The 19,942-nt window shown below is 59.8% G+C and carries 13 protein-coding genes and 3 tRNA genes; 3 read left to right on the top strand and 13 right to left on the bottom strand.

The genetic code is table 11. The features are described 5' to 3' along the window. Nucleotides 1-235 precede the first annotated feature (235 nt). The gene (locus tag B7O88_RS04510; protein WP_088274025.1) at nucleotides 236-1,555 is read right to left on the bottom strand and encodes a Na+/H+ antiporter family protein; all 1,320 of its coding nucleotides are present in this window, start codon (nucleotides 1,553-1,555) and stop codon (nucleotides 236-238) included. A gap of 185 nt (nucleotides 1,556-1,740) precedes the next feature. Here B7O88_RS04510 and B7O88_RS04505 point away from each other — a divergent pair, with 185 nt between their 5' ends. Both B7O88_RS04505 and B7O88_RS04500 read left to right on the top strand, forming a co-directional pair. Continuing rightward, on the top strand, nucleotides 1,741-2,340 hold the full coding sequence (locus B7O88_RS04505) for an NADPH-dependent FMN reductase (protein ID WP_088274024.1): 600 nt from the start codon (nucleotides 1,741-1,743) through the stop codon (nucleotides 2,338-2,340). Nucleotides 2,341-2,543: 203 nt separating this feature from the next. Continuing rightward, a complete protein-coding gene (locus B7O88_RS04500) occupies nucleotides 2,544-3,761 on the top strand; it encodes an OprD family porin (protein WP_088274023.1) in 1,218 nt (405 codons plus the stop codon). Between the two features lie 784 nt (nucleotides 3,762-4,545). Here B7O88_RS04500 and B7O88_RS04495 read toward each other — a convergent pair. The 9 genes from B7O88_RS04495 to B7O88_RS04455 form a co-directional block, all read right to left on the bottom strand. Then, nucleotides 4,546-6,420, bottom strand: coding sequence for a SurA N-terminal domain-containing protein (locus B7O88_RS04495; RefSeq protein ID WP_235005731.1), 1,875 nt, complete (start codon nucleotides 6,418-6,420; stop codon nucleotides 4,546-4,548). Between the two features lie 239 nt (nucleotides 6,421-6,659). Continuing rightward, the gene (gene hupB / locus B7O88_RS04490) at nucleotides 6,660-6,932 is read right to left on the bottom strand and encodes a nucleoid-associated protein HU-beta (protein WP_088274022.1); all 273 of its coding nucleotides are present in this window, start codon (nucleotides 6,930-6,932) and stop codon (nucleotides 6,660-6,662) included. A gap of 213 nt (nucleotides 6,933-7,145) precedes the next feature. After that, complete coding sequence (gene lon, locus B7O88_RS04485; protein WP_088274021.1) at nucleotides 7,146-9,545, bottom strand: endopeptidase La; 2,400 nt, start codon at nucleotides 9,543-9,545, stop codon at nucleotides 7,146-7,148. 186 nt (nucleotides 9,546-9,731) lie between these two features. Further along, on the bottom strand, nucleotides 9,732-11,015 hold the full coding sequence (gene clpX / locus B7O88_RS04480) for an ATP-dependent Clp protease ATP-binding subunit ClpX (protein WP_088274020.1): 1,284 nt from the start codon (nucleotides 11,013-11,015) through the stop codon (nucleotides 9,732-9,734). A 156-nt stretch (nucleotides 11,016-11,171) separates the two neighbouring features. Then, complete coding sequence (gene clpP / locus B7O88_RS04475; RefSeq protein ID WP_088274019.1) at nucleotides 11,172-11,813, bottom strand: ATP-dependent Clp endopeptidase proteolytic subunit ClpP; 642 nt, start codon at nucleotides 11,811-11,813, stop codon at nucleotides 11,172-11,174. 87 nt (nucleotides 11,814-11,900) lie between these two features. After that, nucleotides 11,901-13,247, bottom strand: coding sequence for a trigger factor (gene tig, locus B7O88_RS04470; RefSeq protein ID WP_088274018.1), 1,347 nt, complete (start codon nucleotides 13,245-13,247; stop codon nucleotides 11,901-11,903). 420 nt (nucleotides 13,248-13,667) lie between these two features. Next, nucleotides 13,668-13,752 (bottom strand) — tRNA-Leu (locus B7O88_RS04465). A gap of 55 nt (nucleotides 13,753-13,807) precedes the next feature. Next, nucleotides 13,808-13,883, bottom strand: a tRNA-His gene (locus B7O88_RS04460). 36 nt (nucleotides 13,884-13,919) lie between these two features. After that, nucleotides 13,920-13,996, bottom strand: a tRNA-Arg gene (locus B7O88_RS04455). 326 nt (nucleotides 13,997-14,322) lie between these two features. Between B7O88_RS04455 and folD the strand changes: the two genes are divergently transcribed. Continuing rightward, nucleotides 14,323-15,177, top strand: coding sequence for a bifunctional methylenetetrahydrofolate dehydrogenase/methenyltetrahydrofolate cyclohydrolase FolD (gene folD, locus B7O88_RS04450; RefSeq protein WP_088274017.1), 855 nt, complete (start codon nucleotides 14,323-14,325; stop codon nucleotides 15,175-15,177). A 67-nt stretch (nucleotides 15,178-15,244) separates the two neighbouring features. On the opposite strand, the gene B7O88_RS04445 is transcribed toward folD, so the two are convergent. The 3 genes from B7O88_RS04445 to acnD form a co-directional block, all read right to left on the bottom strand. Beyond that, entirely contained in the window at nucleotides 15,245-16,033 is a 789-nt protein-coding gene (locus tag B7O88_RS04445; RefSeq protein WP_088274016.1) for an SDR family oxidoreductase, read from the bottom strand. A 61-nt stretch (nucleotides 16,034-16,094) separates the two neighbouring features. Then, nucleotides 16,095-17,282, bottom strand: a complete 1,188-nt coding sequence (gene prpF, locus B7O88_RS04440; RefSeq protein ID WP_088274015.1) for a 2-methylaconitate cis-trans isomerase PrpF — start codon at nucleotides 17,280-17,282, stop codon at nucleotides 16,095-16,097. 50 nt (nucleotides 17,283-17,332) lie between these two features. Then, nucleotides 17,333-19,942: a Fe/S-dependent 2-methylisocitrate dehydratase AcnD gene (gene acnD, locus B7O88_RS04435; RefSeq protein ID WP_088274014.1), complete on the bottom strand. Its 2,610-nt coding sequence runs from the start codon at nucleotides 19,940-19,942 to the stop codon at nucleotides 17,333-17,335.

The raw sequence follows: 19,942 nt of genomic DNA, 5'->3' as shown, positions 1-19,942 counted from the left end.
TCTAGCGGGGGCCGGCAGAACTCGTCGCTGCGCTCCTTAAACAGGCTGCCGTCCTTTTTCCCGCCAGCCCTGCGCTACTCACCCGCGTAAACGGGACCAACCCCGGTGCACACCCGACCATTCGCGCATTCGCTTAACTGCATCGCCGCCTTGTCACGCTGCCCCAAACTTGCCAAAGAACCACAAAAAAGCCCTGCCCGGTTTCCCGAGCAGGGCTTTTTTTCAGCTCAATGCGTTACAGCACCATCACCGCAATCCAGCCGAAAATGATCAGCGGCAGGTTGTAGTGGATAAAGGTCGGCACCACGGTGTCCCAGATGTGGTTGTGCTGCCCGTCCACGTTCAGACCCGCGGTCGGGCCGAGGGTCGAGTCAGACGCGGGGGAACCGGCATCACCCAGCGCCGCAGCGGTACCGACCAGAGCAACAATCGCCGCCGGGCTGAAGCCCAGCTGCATTGCCAGCGGTACATAGATTGCCGCGATAATCGGAATGGTCGAGAACGACGAACCGATGCCCATGGTAATCAGCAGCCCGACCAGCAACATCAGCAGCGCCGCCAGCGCACGATTGTCGCCAATCACTGCCGCAGAGCTGTCGACCAGTGTCCCGATGGCGCCGGTAGCCCGCATCACTTCGGCAAAGCCGGCGGCCGCAATCATGATAAAGCCGATCATTGCCATCATCTTCATGCCTTCGGTGAAGACACCGTCAGCCTCACGCCAGCGCACAACTCCCGACACCGAGAAGATCACGAAGCCGGCAAGCGCCCCCATGATCATCGAATCCAGCCACAGCTGAATGACAAAGGCTGCGACCACGGCGGCGAGCGCAACCAGCAGCGACATCGGGTTGTAACTGCTTTCCGTACGCTCTACCTCGCTGATCCGCTGTTCATCGTAGGCACGCGGCTTGCGATAACTGATAAAGACCGCCACCAGCAGACCGAACAACATGCCCAGCGCCGGCAGTGCCATGGCATGCATGACATTGACACCGTCCACGACAACGCCGCTTTCGGCAACATTGGCCAGCAGAATGTCATTGAGGAAAATGCCGCCAAAACCGACCGGCAGGAACATGTAGGGGGTAATCAAGCCAAAGGTCAGCGCACAGGCTACCGCCCGACGATCCAGCTGCAAGCGCGCCATGACGAACAGCAACGGCGGCACCAGCAACGGGATAAAGGCAATGTGGATAGGCAGGATGTTCTGCGAGGAGATAGCAACGCCCAACAGCACCAGCAACAGCATCAGCTTGAGTACCGTGCCGCTGCCCTCTCGGCGGCTATCTACCAGTCGCAGCCCCTTATCGGCCAGCGCGTGCGCCAGGCCCGACTTGGCGATTGCCACGGCAAAGGCACCCAGCAAGGCATAACTCAGAGCAATATTTGCGCCCTTGCCCAATCCTGATTGGAAGGTGCTCAGCGTCGCTTCCAGACCAAGCCCACCCAGCAGGCCACCGGTCAAGGCGCCGAAGATCAGCGCGACTACCACGTGCACCCGGCACAGGCTCAGTATCAGCATCACGGCAACAGCCGCTACCACTGCGTTCATTGCACACTCCCCATGTTTTCTCTGCCGCCCTTTACGGCCACCACATACCGACGCCAGAAGGCAGGCGCCCCAAAGGTCGCGTACTCTGCCCCACTGCCCCGACGCTGTCAAAAAGCACTGACCAAAGGCGGCCTGGCAGTCATATCGGGTACAGTAACCCTCCAACTTTGTAATAGAGGCCCGCCATGCATCACATCGTCATTGTCGCCGGCAGCAGCCGGGTTGATAGCCAAACCGCCAAAGTCGCCGGATTCATTCGCAACCGCCTGATTCGAGCGCACGATCTGGAAGCAGACGCGGTATCCATCATAGATCTGGGGCGCTCCCCTCTCCCGCTATGGCCGGCGGACGAAAGTGGCCCTTGGGAAGAATACGAGGCACGCCTCAGTCGGGCAGACGCCGTCATCATCCTCGCCCCGGAGTGGCATGGCATGGCGTGCCCCGCGATCAAGAACTTCTTCCTTTATGCAAGCAAGGCGCAATTGGCACACAAGCCGGCCATGCTGGGCGGCATTTCTGCCGGGGTTGGCGGCGCCTTTCCGATCAGCGAATTGCGCGCCTCCAGTTACAAGAATTGCCGCCTTTGCTACATCCCCGAGCATCTCATCGTGCGCGATGTTAACCACGTCATGAACGGCGAAGAACCCGAATCCGCAGCCGATGAGCGCCTGCATCAGCGGCTGGATTACAACCTCGATGTGCTGCTGCATTACACCCGGGCCCTGGCCGGCATTCGTCCACTGATTGACATGAGCAACCCCGCTTTTGTCAACGGCATGTCCTGATCAGGGCTCGCATTAGACTAAAGTACAGGTCACCAGCCTGGCGGCCTGCAGGGCCTGACACAGAGCCGCTGCTGCCACTTCATCAGGTCAATTTCAAGACACTCGCATGACAGTTCGACGATGGTCGTAAGGTCATGCGTGCGGTCGCGTGCTTTATTTCCCTCGGCGTAACCCATGCCACACTTCACATCAGGAGAATAACAATGAAGCATGTGACTCCCCTTGCGCTTGCCGTTACCGCGGCGATCGCCTGCAGCAGTGCACAGGCTGCGGGATTCGCAGACGATGCCACCGCATCACTGCAGCTGCGCAACTTCTATTTCAATCGCGATTTCAGAGATCCCGGCGCACAGTCCAAGGCGGAGGAATGGGCCCAGGGCTTCATCTTCAAGGCAGAATCCGGCTATACGCCGGGCCCGCTGGGCCTGGGTGTCGACGTCTACGCAGGCCTTGGCATCAAGCTCGACTCCGATGATGAGCGTGCCGGTTCCGGACTGCTGGCCAATGCCTATGGTGACGAAGGCGCAGACAGCTACAGCGAGGCGACGGCCGCAATCAAGGCCCGCCTGTCCAACTCGGTACTCAAGGTTGGCGGCCTGATGCCAAAACTGCCGATTGCCAGTTCGGGTGACTCGCGTCTGCTGCCCCAGAGCTTCAGCGGCGCCAGCCTCGCCATCAACGAAATCGAGAATCTCGATATCCAGGCCGGCCAGTTGCGCGAGGTGAACTACCGCAACAGCAGCAACCGGGAGGACATCCTCTCCACCGTTGGCGGCGCATCCGATCGCTTCAACTACCTTGGCGGCAGCTACGCCTTCAACAGCAAGAACACCACCATTGGCCTCTGGCGCGCGGAGCTTCAGGACGTCTACAACCAGAATCTGGTCAATCTGATTCACACCCAGCCAGTGGGAGACTGGAAGCTCGGCGTCAATCTGGCCTGGTTCGACAGCGGCGATGATGGTAATCAGCCGCTCAAGATCGATCATCAGCTGACTTCGCTGACACTGTCCGCAGCAACCGGACCCCACACCTTCCGCGTTGGCTATCAGGACAGCGACGGCGATACCGCCTTCCCGTATCTGGCGGAAACCGATCCGTACATCGTCAACTATGTGCAGATTCTCGATTTCGCCCGGGCCGACGAACAGTCCTGGCAAGCGCGCTACGATCTCAACTTTGCCGCGCTCGGCATCCCCGGCCTGAACGCCTTTGCCCGTTATGTTACCGGCGACAACTTCGACGTTGGTGGTACCGAGGGTAAGGAATGGGAGCGCGATATCGATGTCAGTTACACCGTTCAGAGCGGCACGTTCAAAAACCTCGCGCTGCGCTGGCGTAATGCGATGGTCCGCTCCGACGCCACCCGGGATATCGACGAGAACCGCCTGATCCTGAGCTACAGCATTGCCCTGAAGTAATCCTGCTCCATCCAGGCCCCCCACACGATTGCCTGGAATTTAGCCGCTGCGCCACCCCCGATTGGTCGCAGCGGTTTTTTTCCCTCACCAGCACAGAGCCCTTGCCCGTAAAGCGCAAAGGGTTTGGTGCCTATTCGGTGGAGACGCCCTTGGCTTACTCCACCCTACCGCGCAGCACCAACCCGCAGGGCTGACCAAGCCGCACGCGTGTCCGCCGGTGACCTGCACCGAGCGCTGCGTTGCCAACAATTCGGTGGAGACGCCTTGGCTTACGCCACCCTACCGCGCAGCACCAACCCGTAGGCCGGACTAAACCGCAGGCGTGTCCGCCAGTGACCTGCACCGAGCGCTGCGTTGCCAACAATTCGGTGGAAACGCCTTGGCTTACGCCACCCTATCGCGTAGCACCAACCCGTAGGGCGGTCTAAGCCGCAGGCGTGTCCGCCAGTGACCTGCACCGAGCGCTGCGTTGCCAACGATTCGGTGGAGATACCTTGGCTTACGCCACCCTACCGCGTAGCACCAACCCGTAGGGCGGACTAAGCCGCAGGCGTGTCCGCCAGTACCCATGAACCGAGCGCTGCGTTGCCAACAATTCGGTGGTGATGCCTTGGCCTCCACCCTCCACCGCAACGCCGTCTCCGGCACGTTAACCCAGGTGCCGTTGCTCATGGACAGTGGCTCCGTGCCTGCGGTTAACTGCATTTGCATTCACCCCCGGAACGCTGCGAAGAACAAAAAAAGGCGCCGAAGCGCCTTTTTTCACATAGCCTTGATCGCCCGCTCAGTAGCGCTCGATCTCGGCTTCATTACGCAGCTGCTGCTGGGCGGCTGCAAAGTCCTGCTGTCCTGACTGCCCGGCGACAAACAGCGCGAAGGGATCAGAACCGGCGTCCGTGGACTGTACATCTTCGGCAACCGAGACACCCTTGAGCGCAACCAGCCAGTAACCACCGGCAGCACGCTTGAAGCTGGCGTAGGCAGGTTGATCGCCATCCGGCTTGGGCATCGCGAACACGTTGCGCAGCAGTGCCTGATCAATCTGGTTCTCGCCGCGTGTCACAGCTTCATGCTGCTGCCACTCGAGACCCTGCTGTTCGGCAACCGCTTCGATGCTCAGGGCATCTGCACGCAACTGCTCGATCAACTGTTCTGCCTTCGCCGCAGCAGCCTGCTCGGCCTTGGTGGTGGCAAGTCGTGCATGGATATCATCACGAACATCTGCCATCGGGCGCTGCTCCGGCGTCAGGTGCTGCTTAACGCGTACAACTGCAACCGTATCGGCATCCAGCTCGATCAGATCGCTGTTAAAGCCGTTGTTCAGCACGTCATCGCTGAACGCCGCATTCATGACCTTCGGGTTCGCTGCCAGACCCTCGCCACCCAGACGCTCGACCGGACCGATGGTCTCGATGGTCAAACCCAGTGCCGCTGCAGGCTCGCTCAGATCGGACGCTTCGTGGGCCAGGTTGGCCAACTGCTGGGACGCTTCTACGAATCGACGCTCAACCTGCTCGACTTTCAGCTCCTGGACCAGTTGATCACGCATCGACTCCAGAGACGGTACCTCCGGCGCCTTGAGATCAGTCAGCTTGATCAGCTGGAAGCCGTAGCTGGTGCGAACCGGCTCGGAAACCTGATCCGCCTGCAAGGCGAACAGCGCATCGTCAAAGGCCTGATCAAAGCTGCCCTTAACAATATAGCCCAGATCGCCACCGTCACGGGAGCTGCCGGTGTCATCAGACATCTCTTCGGCAACCTTGGCAAAATCCTCACCGGCGGAAATACGTGCGGCAGCCTCGTCGATGCGGGCCTTGGCAGCGGCTTCATCGTCACCAACCTCAACCAGAATGTGCGAGGCACGACGCTGCTCGGCCAGGTTGCCGATTTCGCGCTCATACAGCTGCTGAACGGCCTCTTCATCCACCTCGACCTGGTCGAAGAAGTCCTTGCGTGCCAGGGTCAGGGTATCCAGCACCACGCGCTCGGGGGTCATGAACTGCTGGGCGTTGGCGGTGTAGAACGCCTCGACTTCGGCATCGCTGACGTCGGCGTCGATCTCACCCAGCGGGACGGCCAGCATGGCGAAATCGCGCGTCTGGTTTTCCAGGTTGCTGAGCTGGCGAACCTCGACCGGCGTGGCAAACGCAGTGGCTTCGTAGCCGTTACGGAACTGGGTGATCAACAGCTGCTGGCGCACCAGATCACGGAAGGCCATCCGTGAGGGCATACCCATGTTGCGGATCACGATATCAAAGCGGTTGGCGTCAAACTTGCCATCAACCTGAAAATCCGGTGTGCTCAGAATGAGCTGATCGATCATCTGCTCGGAGATTTCGAAGCCGGCTTCCCGGGCGCCCTGAATCAGCACGGAACGCTCGATCATGCTGTCCAGCACGGTGCTGCGCAGAAAGGCTTCGTCGATCATGCTGGGATCAAACTGCCCACCCATCTGCTGAAGTTGCTGCATCAGCTGGCGACGCTGCAGGCTGACCGCCTCTTCCAGCTCAAGCTTGGTAATCGGCTCTCCGTTAACCTCGGCTGCTTCATCGGCCTTGCTGCTGAAGCGGTTGATGGATTCCCATCCTGTCAGCGCAAAAATCAGCACGATGATGCCGACGATCACCTTGGCGACCCAGCTCTGTGCATTGTCCCTCATTTTTTGCAGCATCATGCCCCCAAAGCATCTACAAAGTACGACCCTAAGGCTATCTGCCTCCGGAATGGTTCCGGCGTCGTTTTTTTATTTGTCCAACAAACAAAAAAGGCGCATCACATTGATGCGCCTTTCTGCTAACTGTCGGGACCGGCTGGAGACACCATCACTGGCAGCCTGGTTACCGCCCCCGAAACACATCCGAAACGTGCCGAATGTGTCACATCAGATCAGGGACGCGATCAGTTAACGGCGTCCTTCAGAGCCTTGCCAGCCTTGAAGCTGGGGATCTTGGCAGCGCTGATCTCGATCGGCTGGCCGGTCTGCGGGTTGCGACCAGTGCGAGCTGCACGCTCTTTCACTGCGAACGTACCGAAACCTACCAGAACAACCGAATCACCGTCTTTCAGAGCACCAGTGATGGAGTCGATGACGGCGTCCAGAGCACGACCGGCAGCAGCTTTCGGAATATCGGCAGATGCGGCGATAGCATCAATCAGTTCAGACTTGTTCACTCTAAGTCCCCTTATCTAGTTCAATGAGTAGTTAGTCATTATGTAAGCTTTTGGTCTTAGCAAAGCTGTGGCCAGTCAGCATACCTGCTTAGGTCGAAGCCGCTTTATAGCAAGCGGTCAAAAACCGTGTCAAGGAGTGCCATCGGCACTCTGGACGGGTCAGTGAAAGCATCCACAGCGGAATCCATCACCCACCAAACTCTGACGATCCTATCAGTGAGTACTGATGCGTCCCTTTTCATCAGTCTCGCGATTGTCATCCTTTGCCACCATCTCTTCAACCCCTTCTTTCAAGGGCTCCGGCGCGTATTGCAGCGCAATAGCCAACACTTCGTCAATCCATTTCACCGGTTTGATCTCGATATCCTGGCGGATCTTCTCCGGAATTTCCTTCAGATCACGTACGTTGTCGTGCGGAATGATCACGGTACGGATGCCTCCACGGTGCGCCGCAAGCAGTTTTTCCTTCAGCCCGCCGATTGGCAGAACCTGCCCGCGCAGCGCGATTTCGCCGGTCATCGCGACATCTGCACGTACCGGAATCCCGGTCAACGCCGACACCAGTGCGGTGCACATGCCGATACCGGCACTCGGACCATCCTTGGGCGTTGCCCCTTCCGGCACGTGGATGTGAATGTCGTTCTTCTCGTGAAAATCAGCCGCAATACCGAGGCTCGCAGCACGACTGCGCACCACAGTCAGCGCCGCACTGATCGACTCCTGCATCACGTCACCGAGCGAACCGGTCTTGATCTGACGGCCCTTGCCGGGCACCACAACCGCTTCCAGACTGAGCAGTTCACCGCCCACCTGAGTCCAGGCCAGGCCCGTTACCTGACCAACCTGATCGCTCTCCTCGGCCAGCCCGTACTTGAACTTGCGTACGCCCAGGTAATGCTCAAGCAGCGCCTCGTCCAGCACCACCGGCTTGGGCTTGCGCTCGGCGGACTGTTCCTTGACGACCTTGCGACAGACCTTGGCAATCTGGCGCTCCAGGCCACGCACGCCCGCTTCACGGGTGTAGTAGCGGATAAGGTCACGCAGGGACTCCTGGGTGAAGGTCAGCTCGCCCTTTTTCAGCCCGTTGTTCTTGGTCTGCTTGGGCACCAGATAACGCTGGGCAATGTTGATCTTCTCGTCTTCGGTGTAACCCGGAATGCGGATGATCTCCATCCGGTCCAGTAGCGGCGCCGGGATGTTCATCGAGTTGGAAGTACAGATGAACATCACATCCGAGAGATCGTAATCCACCTCCAGATAATGATCGTTGAAGGCGTGATTTTGCTCGGGATCAAGTACTTCCAGCAGCGCTGACGACGGATCGCCGCGCATGTCCTGCCCCATCTTGTCGATTTCATCGAGCAGGAACAGCGGGTTCTTGACCCCGGCCTTGGTCATTTTCTGAATCAGCTTGCCCGGCATGGAACCAATGTAAGTGCGGCGGTGACCACGAATCTCGGCCTCGTCACGCACGCCACCCAGGGCCATGCGCACAAACTCGCGATTGGTTGCACGCGCCAGCGACTCGCCCAATGACGTCTTGCCGACGCCCGGAGGGCCCACCAGACACAGGACGGGCCCTTTCAGCTTGCGTACCCGCTTCTGCACCGCCAAATACTCGAGAATGCGCTCCTTGACCTCTTCCAGGCCATAGTGATCCTCTTCGAGCACCTTCTCGGCGCGCTGGATGTCGTGCTTGACCTTGGTCGCCTTCTTCCACGGCACCGCGGTCAGCCAGTCAATGTAGGAGCGCACAACCGTGGCCTCAGCCGACATGGGTGACATCATCTTCAGCTTGTTCAGCTCGGCATTCGCCTTGGCCAGCGCCTCTTCACTCATGCCCGCCTCGTCAATCTTGCGACGCAGATCATCAAACTCGCTGTGGCCATCCTCGAGATTACCCATCTCTTTCTGGATGGCCTTCATCTGCTCGTTCAGATAGTACTCGCGCTGACTGCGCTCCATCTGCTTCTTGACCCGGCCGCGGATACGCTTCTCGACCTGCAGCAGATCGATTTCGCCGTCCAGAACACCAAGCACGTGCTCAACCCGGTCACGCAGCGGCAGAATTTCAAGAATCTTCTGTTTTTCATCCAGCTTGAGCGACAGGTGCGCTGCCATGGTGTCAACCAGACGGCCAGGCTCTTCAATACTGGACAGGGAAGACACCACCTCGGCCGGAACCTTCTTGCCGAGCTGAACGAACTGCTCAAACTGCCCCATCAGGCTGCGCACCAGCACCTCGGCCTCGCGCTCATCCAGCGCCGAGTCATCCAGCAACTCGACCTCGGCACGCTGATAGCTGCCAATATCGTCGAGTTCGGTAATACGGGCCCGGCGCTCACCCTCAACCAGCACCTTCACCGTGCCGTCAGGCAGCTTGAGCAGCTGCAGGATGGTAGCCAGGGTACCCATCTCGTAAAGACCGTCGCGGCCCGGATCGTCATCACCCGGGTCCCGCTGGGCAACCAGCAGCACTTGCTTGTTGGCCGACATGGCGGCGTCGAGCGCCTGAATGGATTTGTCACGCCCGACAAACAGCGGGATGACCATATGGGGGTAAACCACTACGTCGCGCAGTGGCAGGAGCGGGAATTCGCTAGAAGTCGTCATGGCAGAGGCTCGCTCGATGAAGGGTACCCTGCAATGCGGCACCGATACGTGTAGATGTCATGAATTCAACATGGGGGCTGCTGCGGAAAATTACAAGCGCGGAAACGGCATCAATGACAATCCGGCTGCAGAACCGCAACCCGAAAACAACAACGCCGCCCGAGGGCGGCGCTGCAGCATCGACTGTCAGTCTTCCGGGACGGCCTTGGGCGGCTGCTCCGGCGTTTCGTAGATCAGCAGCGGCTTGGCGTCACCGCTGATTACGTTTTCGTCGATGACCACCTTGCTGACATTTTCAGCAGAGGGGATTTCATACATGGTTTCCAGCAGCACACTCTCCAAAATGGAGCGCAGGCCACGGGCGCCGGTCTTGCGTTCCAGTGCACGGGAGGCGATTGCCTTCAGCGCATCGTTACGGAACTCCAGCTCCACACCTTCCATGTCGAACAGGCGCGCATACTGCTTGGTCAGCGCGTTCTTCGGCTCTGTCAGAATCTGGATCAATGCCTCTTCATCCAGTTCATTCAGCGTTGCGATGACCGGCAGACGGCCAACAAATTCAGGGATCAGACCGAAACGCACCAGATCGTCCGGCTCGACATCTTTCAGGGTATCACCGACCTTCTTGCCGCCGTCCTTGCTGCGAACGGTTGCATTGAAGCCGATACCGCTCTTCTCGGAGCGATCACGGATGACCTTTTCCAGCCCGGCAAACGCACCACCGCAGATAAACAGGATATTGCGGGTATCTACCTGCAAAAACTCCTGCTGCGGATGCTTGCGTCCACCTTGCGGCGGAACGGACGCAACAGTACCTTCGATCAGCTTCAGCAGCGCTTGCTGAACACCTTCACCCGACACGTCACGCGTGATGGACGGGTTATCGGACTTGCGCGAAATCTTGTCGATTTCGTCGATGTAGACAATACCCATCTGGGCCTTCTCGACATCGTAATCGCACTTCTGCAGCAGTTTCTGAATGATGTTTTCAACATCTTCACCAACGTAGCCGGCTTCAGTCAGTGTCGTGGCGTCGGCAATGGTGAACGGCACGTTCAACAGGCGCGCGAGCGTCTCGGCCAGCAGCGTCTTGCCGGAACCGGTCGGGCCGATGAGCAGAATGTTGCTCTTGCCCAGCTCGACATCATCCTTGCCCTGGCGCTGATTCAGCCGCTTGTAGTGGTTGTAGACCGCAACAGACAACACTTTCTTGGCTCGCTGCTGACCAATCACATACTGGTCCAGAATCGAGCAGATTTCGACCGGCGTCGGCAGCTTCTGCTGACTGCTCTCGGTCTGACTTTCCTGTACTTCCTCGCGAATGATGTCGTTGCACAGGTCAACGCACTCATCGCAGATAAACACGGAGGGGCCGGCAATCAGCTTGCGCACTTCATGCTGGCTCTTGCCGCAGAAGGAGCAATACAGCAACTTGCCGTTGTCGTCGCCCTTCCCAGTCATATCGGTCATCGAAAACCCCTACTCTTGAATCGCTCTCGAATACAAAGATGGGGGCATTGGCCCCACTTTGCAAGTGCGATCCGATCAACTTGCACCGGCCAGACAGCCCCGCGCCAGCCTCAGGGAGGGACACGGAGCACAGGGCAAGCCGGCGTTAAACAGCGTTTACTCGGCGCCGGCGCGCGACTCCAGAACCTGGTCGATGAGACCGTACTCGACCGCCTCGGCACCACTCATGAAGCGATCACGATCGGTGTCGCGGGCAATCACGTCCAGCGGCTGACCGGTATGGTCCGCCAACACCTTGTTCAGACGCTCGCGAATGAACAGGATCTCGCGGGCATGGATCTCGATGTCAGACGCCTGACCCTGGAAACCGCCCAGCGGCTGGTGAATCATCATCCGCGCGTGCGGCAGGCAGAAGCGCTTGCCGGCAGCGCCGCCAGCCAGCAATAGTGCACCCATGCTGCACGCCTGACCAATGCACAGGGTGCTGACGTTCGGCTTGATGAACTGCATGGTGTCGTAGATCGCCATGCCGGCAGTTACTGAGCCGCCCGGCGAATTGATATACAGATGGATGTCCTTGTCGGGGTTTTCCGATTCAAGGAACAGCAGCTGCGCCACGACCAGGTTGGCCATGTAATCTTCCACCTGACCCACGAGGAAGATGACGCGCTCTTTCAGCAGCCGCGAATAAATGTCATAGGAACGTTCGCCCCGAGCAGACTGCTCGATCACCATCGGGACCAGACCGCCTGCGGCCTTCACGTCTGGGGGCAACTGCATAAAGCTGTTTTGGGTCATGGATTCCTGTCACTCCGAATGTGCTAGTCGCAAAAACACACAAGCCAGCCCGAAGGCTGGCTTGCGTTGACGGAAAGCGGCAGCGAATTACTCGTCTGCTTTAGCTTCCTCGGCCTCACCAGCTTCAACCTGAGCAGGTTGTGCCGGCTTCACGGCCTCTTCATAAGCGACTTTCTTATCAGTCACTTGCGCCTTCTGCAGCACAGTATCCACGACTTGTTCTTCCAGCACAACCGACTGGATTTCACCCAGCTGCTGCTCATTCTGGTAGTACCAGTTGATGACCTGCTCCGGCTCCTGGTAAGCAGAGGCCAGCTCTTCAACCATGGCGCGAACGCGATCGTTGTCCGGCTTGATGTCGTTTTGCTTGACCACTTCAGCCACGATCAGACCCAGGCTGACGCGACGCTTGGCCTGCTCTTCGAACAGCTCGGCCGGCAGCTGGCTGGCCTGGATGTTGGCGCCGCCAAACTGCTGAACAGCCTGCTCGCGCAGACGATCAATCTCGTTGCTGATCAGCGCCTTCGGCACCTCAACGGTGTTGGTCTTCAGCAGACCGTCCATGACCTGGCCCTTGACCTTGGTCTTGATCGCCTGACGCAGCTCACGCTCCATGTTCTTGCGAACTTCGGCGCGGAAGCCTTCCAGACCACCTTCGTTCACACCGAACTGGGCGAAGAACTCGTCGTTCAGTTCCGGCAGAGCCGGCGCAGCAACGGCCTGAACGGTCGTTTCGAACTCGGCGGCCTTACCGGCCAGATCCAGGTTCTGATAATCCTCAGGGAAGGTAACGTTCAGGGTCAGACTGTCGCCCGCCTTGGCACCGACCAGGCCTTCTTCAAAGCCCGGAATCATGCGGCCGGAACCCAGAACCAGATTGGTGCCATTGGCAGTGCCGCCCTGGAATGCTTCGCCGTCGATCTTGCCAACGAAGTCGATAGTGACCTGATCACCGTTCTCGGCAGCACGCTCAACCGCTTCAAAGCGGGTGTTCTGCTTGCGCAGGGTTTCCAGCATGGTGTCGACGTCAGCTTCAGTCACTTCGGACTCGGGACGTTCAACGCTGATAGCCTCGAAACCGGCCAGAGTGACTTCCGGGTAGACTTCGAAGGTGGCAACGTATTCGAAATCCTTGCCAGCTTCCATGCTCTTGGGCTCAACGCTCGGCGCACCGGCCGGGTTCAGCTTTTCCTGCATGATGGCTTCGTAGAAAGAGGACTGGATCACTTCGCCGATAACTTCCTGATGAGCGGAAGCACCGAAGCGCTTACGAATAACGCTCATCGGCACCTTGCCAGGACGGAAACCATCAACGCGGGCGCGCTTGGCGGTCTGCTGCAGACGCTTGTTGACCTCGTTTTCAATACGATCGGCAGGAATGCCTACGGTCATACGGCGCTCGAGGCCGGAAGTGGTTTCAACCGAAACTTGCATGGATAGTCCTCGTTCAACAGACAAAGAAAATGGTTATTGGTAGATTCCAAAGGGACGACATTCTAGTCGCTTGAATGGCAGAAGTCATCACCGCAACGATAAAGCGCCAAACAACGCCTGCCCACTCACCATCAACGCCCCGTTTCTGAAAAAACGGACCGCTCGCTCGTCCTATTCCAGCAACCCGGTTCACGACATCGAACACTCGCAAGGACACCCTGCGCAACGGACGCCCTCGCCACCCCGCTCACGACCATCGCCCTGCTCGCCTGCGCTTACGGCACTCACGAAAAACTCAAACAGGGAATAAAAGCAGCCAAAAAGAAGTGAACGAAATCCACGAACGCCAGAAACCAAAAACCGCCCTTGCAAGGCGGTTTTTGCTGAAGCCATCGGACATGCATCAATCCGACTAAAAGATGGTGCGGACGGAGAGACTCGAACTCTCACACCTCGCGGCGCCAGAACCTAAATCTGGTGTGTCTACCAATTTCACCACGTCCGCTTTGCAGCGCTTCAAACGAAAACGCCAGGCAGAGCCTGGCATTTTCTTGAATAAGTGGGGTGGACGATGGGGATCGAACCCACGACAACAGGAGTCACAATCCTGTGCTCTACCAACTGAGCTACGCCCACCACTACATGCTTCTCGACCACACAGCCTTGCCTTAATGGCACGCCCGGCAGGACTCGAACCTGCGACCATCCGCTTAGAAGGCGGATGCTCTATCCAGCTGAGCTACGGGCGCCCTGTGCATTCTTTCGCCCGCTAGGACTGAGATTCCGAATCAACTTGTGACGCCGATTCAGTGCTGCCTGGTCGCCTTCCAAACCGGTGTCGCTGTGTTTGTGAAGCGGGGCGAATAATACTTAGCGACGCCCACCACGTCAACGCTCAGAACAAAAAAATTTAATCACATGAGGAAGTTATCCTGATTCCCTGCACTGACCATCAATAGCCGCATGACAATTCAGCACAGTCTTCGGGGTTTTCCGACAACCTGCCCTGCTCGCCCTTTTTCCGCGGGGTCCGGCATGCCACAATAGCGCCACTTTTTTCTGCGTCAGGAACCCCATGAACGCCCAACTCATTGATGGCAAGCAGATTGCCGCCAACCTCCGCAAGGAAATCGCCAGTAAAGTTGCCGAACGCAAGCAAAACGGTCTGCGTCTGCCGGGCCTGGCTGTCATTCTGGTCGGCAGTGACCCGGCCTCCCAGGTCTATGTTTCGCACAAGCGCAAGGATTGCGAAGAAGTCGGGTTCCTGTCCCGTTCGCATGACCTGCCGGCGACCACCAGCCAGCAGGAGCTGCTCGACCTGATCGACCACCTGAACGACGATCCGGAAATCGACGGCATTCTGGTTCAGTTGCCGCTGCCGGCCCACCTGGAGGCCTCCCAGCTGCTGGAGCGCATCCGCCCCGACAAGGATGTGGACGGCTTCCACCCCTATAACATCGGCCGCCTGGCCCAGCGCATGCCACTGCTGCGCCCCTGCACGCCCATGGGTATCGTGCGCCTGCTCAAGAGCACTGGTGCCGACCTGTACGGCATGGACGCAACCGTCGTTGGCGCCTCCAATATCGTCGGACGACCCATGGCGCTGGAGCTGCTGCTGGCTGGCTGCACCACTACTGTGACTCATCGCTTTACCAAGAATCTGGAAGACCACATTCGCCGCTCCGACCTGGTCGTGGTTGCCGCCGGCAAGCCCGGACTGGTAAAGGGCGAGTGGATCAAACCGGGCGCGATCGTGATTGATGTGGGTATCAACCGCATGGACGACGGCCGCCTGGTTGGCGACGTGGAGTTCGGCCCGGCCGCCGAGCGCGCCAGCTGGATCACGCCGGTGCCGGGCGGTGTAGGCCCGATGACCCGTGCCTGCCTGCTGGAAAATACCCTGCACGCCTGCGAGCATCTGCACAGCTGAGCAGACTGCTGCCGCAGACATAAAAACGCCCGGCCAGTGCCGGGCGTTTTTGTTTTCGCGCATACGGTCAGAGCGAACCGGTCATGCCGCCATCCACCGGCAAATTGATGCCATTGATATAGGCAGCCGCTGGCGAGGCGAGAAAGCCGACGGCACTGGCAAACTCGGCCGGCTCGGCAAAACGTCCTGCCGGCACGCTGGCCGCCATAGCCTTGGCAACCTGCTCTTCCGACCGCTCGCTGCGCGCGGCAGTGTTGGCAATCAGGCTATCCAGTCTGGGGGTTTGTGTCAGCCCGGGCAGCACGTTGTTGACAGTAATGCCATCGGCGCCCAGCTCCGACGCCAGGGTTTTGGCCCAGTTGGCGACAGCAGCCCGCACCGTGTTGGATACACCCAGATTGGCCAGCGGTTGCTTGACCGAAGTGGACAGCACATTGAGGATGCGCCCGTAACCGGCGCTGCGCATCCCCGGCAGCAGATGCCTGAGGATGACCTGGGCATGCACCATGTGCTGCGTGAGTGCAGCGGCATAGGCGTCGGGTTCGGCGTCACTGGCGCGTCCGGGCGCCGGGCCACCGGTGTTGTTGAGCCAGATATGAATGGCTCCGCCCTGCTCCAGCTCGTTGACCAGCGCGCCTGCCAGCGCCGCACGATCGTGGGCGTCAACCGCCAGCACCCTGTGGCGCTGACCGTGCCCGGTTGCCAGGCTATCGCGTACCGACTGCAACTTGTCGAGTGAACGAGCCAGCAGTACCACCTCTGCGCCCTGCTCGGCCAATTGACGGGCGCAGGCCTCGCCCAGCCCCTGACTTGCACCACAGACCAGCGCGCGCCGGCCCGACAGATTCAGATTCATGCAATTGCTCCACCGCGTTACCAGAGTCGAACGAGCCTAGCACGCGGCGGAGCTCAGCACATCAGAACGCGTCGCCGGGTACCCGGACGTTGCCTTCCATCAGGATCCGCGCGCTGCGGCTCATGATGGCTTTGGTGACGACCCACTGACCATCGACCTGTCTGGCTTCAGCGCCGACACGCAGCGAGCCGGATGGGTGACCAAAGCGCACGGCTTCGCGCTCGCCGCCACCGGCAGCCAGATTGACCAGCGTACCGGGGATCGCCGCCGCCGTGCCAATGGCGACCGCGCAGGTGCCCATCATGGCGTGATGCAGCTTGCCCATGGACAGGGCGCGCACCAGCAGATCGACGTCAGACGCCTCGATCTGCTTGCCACTGGAAGCCCGATAGGTCTTGGGCGGCGACACGAAGGCAATCTTCGGCGTGTGCTGACGCTTGGCGGCTTCTTCCGGCGTTTTGATCAACCCCATGCGCAGCGCACCGGCGATACGAATCTGCTCAAAGCGTGCCAGCTGGGCCGGATCACTGTTGATGTCCTCGCGCAGCTCGGTGCCCTGGTAGCCGATGTCTTCGGCATTGACGAACACGGTCGGGATACCCGCGGTGATCATGGTCGCCTTGAAGGTACCGACACCGGGTACGTCCAGGTCGTCGACCAGGTTGCCGGTGGGGAACATCGAGCCGCCCTCTTCGCCGTCATCGGACGGATCCAGGAACTCCAGCACGATTTCGGCCGCCGGGAAGGTCACGCCATCCAGTTCGAAATCACCGGTTTCCTGCACTTCACCGTTGGTGATCGGCACATGGGCAATGATGGTTTTCTGAATGTTGGCCTGCCAGATGCGCACCACACAGGTGCCGTTCTGCGGAATCCGCGCCGGATCAACCAGACCGGCGTGAATAGCAAAGGCACCCGCGGCGGTCGACAGGTTGCCGCAGTTGCCACTCCAGTCAACGAAGGCACTGTCGATCGAGACCTGACCATAGAGGTAATCGACGTCGTGCTCGGGCTGGCTGCTTTTCGACAGAATCACGCACTTGGAGGTCGACGAGGTGGCACCGCCCATGCCGTCGATGTGCGCACTGTACGGATCGGGGCTGCCGATTACGCGCATGAACAGCTTGTCACGCGCCTCGCCCGGCACCTGGCAGCGCTCGGGCAAATCCTGCAGACGGAAGAACACACCTTTACTGGTACCGCCACGAATGTAGGTAGCGGGAATTTTGACTTGGGCTGCATGAGCCATGAAAACGTCTCCTGAAAAGAACACCGGGGCGCAAGCGCCCCGGTACTGGATCAACCTTGCTCTGACTCAAGGAAGTCCTTGGCGAAGCGCTGCAGCACCCCACCCGCCTTGTACACGCTGACATCGGCAGCGGTGTCCAGACGGCAGGTGACCGGCACCTCAACGACCTCACCATTGCGGCGATTGATCACCAGGGTCAGATCGCAGCGCGGCGATACCTCACCCTTGATGTCATAGGTCTCGGTACCGTCCAGGCCCAGCGTCAGCCGGGTAGTACCCGGCTTGAACTCGACCGGCAGCACGCCCATGCCAACCAGGTTGGTACGGTGAATGCGCTCGAAGCCTTCGGCCACGATCACCTCAACACCCGCCAGGCGCACGCCTTTGGCCGCCCAGTCACGGGACGAGCCCTGACCGTAGTCGGCACCGGCGATGATGATCAGGTTCTGCTTGCGGTTCATATAGGTTTCAATCGCTTCCCACATGCGCATGACCTGACCTTCTGGCTCAACCCGGGCCAGCGAGCCCTTCTTGACCTCACCATCCACCACGGCCATCTCGTTGACCAGCTGCGGGTTGGCAAAGGTCGCGCGCTGCGCGGTCAGGTGGTCACCACGGTGGGTCGCGTAGGAGTTGAAGTCCTCCTCCGGCAGGCCCATCTTGTGCAGGTATTCACCCGCCGCCGAGTTCATCAGAATCGCGTTGGACGGCGACAGGTGATCGGTGGTGATGTTGTCCGGCAGGATCGCCAGCGGGCGCATGCCCTTGAGCGTACGCTCACCGGCCAGCGCGCCTTCCCAGTACGGCGGGCGACGGATATAGGTGGACATCGGGCGCCAGTCGTACAGCGGACTTTCGGCTTCCTGCACGCTGCCCAGATCGAACATCGGGATGTAGATCTGGCGGAACTGTTCCGGCTTGACGCTGGAGGCCACAATGGCGTCGATTTCTTCGTCGCTCGGCCACAGGTCTTTCAGGGTGACCGGATTGCCATCCTTGTCGGTGCCCAGCACGTCCTGCTCGATATCGAAGCGCACGGTACCGGCAATGGCATAGGCCACCACCAGCGGCGGCGACGCCAGGAACGCCTGCTTGGCGTACGGATGGATACGACCATCAAAGTTGCGGTTACCGGACAGCACAGCGGTGGCGTACAGGTCGCGATCGATGATTTCCTGCTGGATTTTCGGGTCCAGCGCGCCGGACATGCCGTTACAGGTGGTGCAGGCGTAGGCAACGATACCGAAGCCCAACTTCTCCAGCTCGGTCAGCAGGCCAGCCTCTTCCAGGTACAGCCTGGCGACCTTGGAACCCGGCGCAAAGGAGGTTTTCACCCAGGGCTTGCGCACCAGGCCCAGCTCGTTGGCTTTCTTGGCCAGCAGACCGGCGGCAACCACGTTGCGCGGGTTGGAGGTATTGGTGCAGCTGGTGATGGCAGCGATGATCACCGCGCCATCGGGCATCAGGCCGTTAGCCTCTTCCTCTTTACCCGCCTCCCACTTGGCTTCGTCGGAGATACCGCGCTCGGCCAGCGCCGAGGTCGGCAGGCGACGGTGAGGATTGCTTGGCCCGGCCATGTTGCGCACCACGCTACCCAGATCAAAGCGCAGCACGCGCTCGTACTCGGCGGTCTTGAGCGCATCGCTCCACAGACCCAGCTCTTTGGCGTAGGTCTCGACCAGCGCCACCTGCTCGGGCTCGCGACCGGTGAGTTTGAGGTAATCAATGGTCTGACCGTCGATGTAGAACATCGAGGCGGTTGCACCGTACTCGGGGCACATGTTGGAGATCGTGGCACGGTCGCCGATGGTCAGGCTGTCTGCACCTTCGCCAAAGAACTCGACATAGGCACCGACGACCCGCTCCTGACGCAGGAACTCGGTCAGCGCCAGAACGATGTCGGTCGCGGTGATACCGGGCTGACGCTTGCCGGTCAGCTCGACACCGACGATGTCGGGCAGACGCATCATCGACGGGTGACCGAGCATCACGGTCTCGGCTTCCAGACCACCCACGCCGATAGCGATAACGCCCAGGGCGTCAACGTGCGGAGTGTGAGAATCGGTGCCGACACAGGTGTCAGGGAAGGCAACGCCTTCACGCGCCTGAATCACCGGGCTCATCTTCTCCAGGTTGATCTGGTGCATGATGCCGTTACCGGCCGGAATCACGTCAACGTTCTTGAACGCGGTCTTGGTCCACTCGATGAAGTGGAAGCGGTCTTCGTTGCGACGGTCTTCGATGGCGCGGTTCTTCTCGAACGCATCCGGGTCGAAGCCGGGCGCTTCGACCGCCAGCGAGTGGTCAACGATCAGCTGGGTCGGTACCACCGGGTTGACCTTGGACGGGTCACCACCCTTCTCGGCGATGGCGTCACGCAGGCCGGCCAGATCGACCAGCGCGGTTTGACCGAGAATGTCGTGGCACACGACGCGCGCCGGATACCAGGGGAAGTCCAGATCGCGCTTGCGGTAAACCAGCTGCTCCAGCGAGGCGGTCAGGTCCGCCGGATCGCAGCGACGTACCAGCTGCTCGGCCAGCACGCGGGAGGTATAGGGCAGCTTGGCCCAGGCACCGGTCTGGATCGCTTCAACCGCCGCTTTGGCGTCGAAGTAATCCAGCTGTGTACCCGGCAGGGCTTTGCGGAATTGGGTGTTCAT

The organism is Halopseudomonas aestusnigri, from assembly GCF_002197985.1.
GTDB classification, from domain to species: domain Bacteria; phylum Pseudomonadota; class Gammaproteobacteria; order Pseudomonadales; family Pseudomonadaceae; genus Halopseudomonas; species Halopseudomonas aestusnigri.
Note: the sequence above shows the minus strand (reverse complement) of the source record. Positions and strands in the feature narration are given on the sequence as shown.

What these genes read in the sequence shown, in the direction of transcription:
- B7O88_RS04510 (WP_088274025.1), bottom strand. Translation starts at nt 1,555, where the DNA reads ATGAACGCAGTGGTAGCGGCTGTTGCCGTGATGCTGATACTGAGCCTG.
- B7O88_RS04505 (WP_088274024.1), top strand. Translation starts at nt 1,741, where the DNA reads ATGCATCACATCGTCATTGTCGCCGGCAGCAGCCGGGTTGATAGCCAA.
- B7O88_RS04500 (WP_088274023.1), top strand. Translation starts at nt 2,544, where the DNA reads ATGAAGCATGTGACTCCCCTTGCGCTTGCCGTTACCGCGGCGATCGCC.
- B7O88_RS04495 (WP_235005731.1), bottom strand. Translation starts at nt 6,420, where the DNA reads ATGAGGGACAATGCACAGAGCTGGGTCGCCAAGGTGATCGTCGGCATC.
- lon (WP_088274021.1), bottom strand. Translation starts at nt 9,545, where the DNA reads ATGACGACTTCTAGCGAATTCCCGCTCCTGCCACTGCGCGACGTAGTG.
- clpX (WP_088274020.1), bottom strand. Translation starts at nt 11,015, where the DNA reads ATGACCGATATGACTGGGAAGGGCGACGACAACGGCAAGTTGCTGTAT.
- clpP (WP_088274019.1), bottom strand. Translation starts at nt 11,813, where the DNA reads ATGACCCAAAACAGCTTTATGCAGTTGCCCCCAGACGTGAAGGCCGCA.
- tig (WP_088274018.1), bottom strand. Translation starts at nt 13,247, where the DNA reads ATGCAAGTTTCGGTTGAAACCACTTCCGGCCTCGAGCGCCGTATGACC.
- folD (WP_088274017.1), top strand. Translation starts at nt 14,323, where the DNA reads ATGAACGCCCAACTCATTGATGGCAAGCAGATTGCCGCCAACCTCCGC.
- B7O88_RS04445 (WP_088274016.1), bottom strand. Translation starts at nt 16,033, where the DNA reads ATGAATCTGAATCTGTCGGGCCGGCGCGCGCTGGTCTGTGGTGCAAGT.
- prpF (WP_088274015.1), bottom strand. Translation starts at nt 17,282, where the DNA reads ATGGCTCATGCAGCCCAAGTCAAAATTCCCGCTACCTACATTCGTGGC.
- acnD (WP_088274014.1), bottom strand. Translation starts at nt 19,942, where the DNA reads ATGAACACCCAATTCCGCAAAGCCCTGCCGGGTACACAGCTGGATTAC.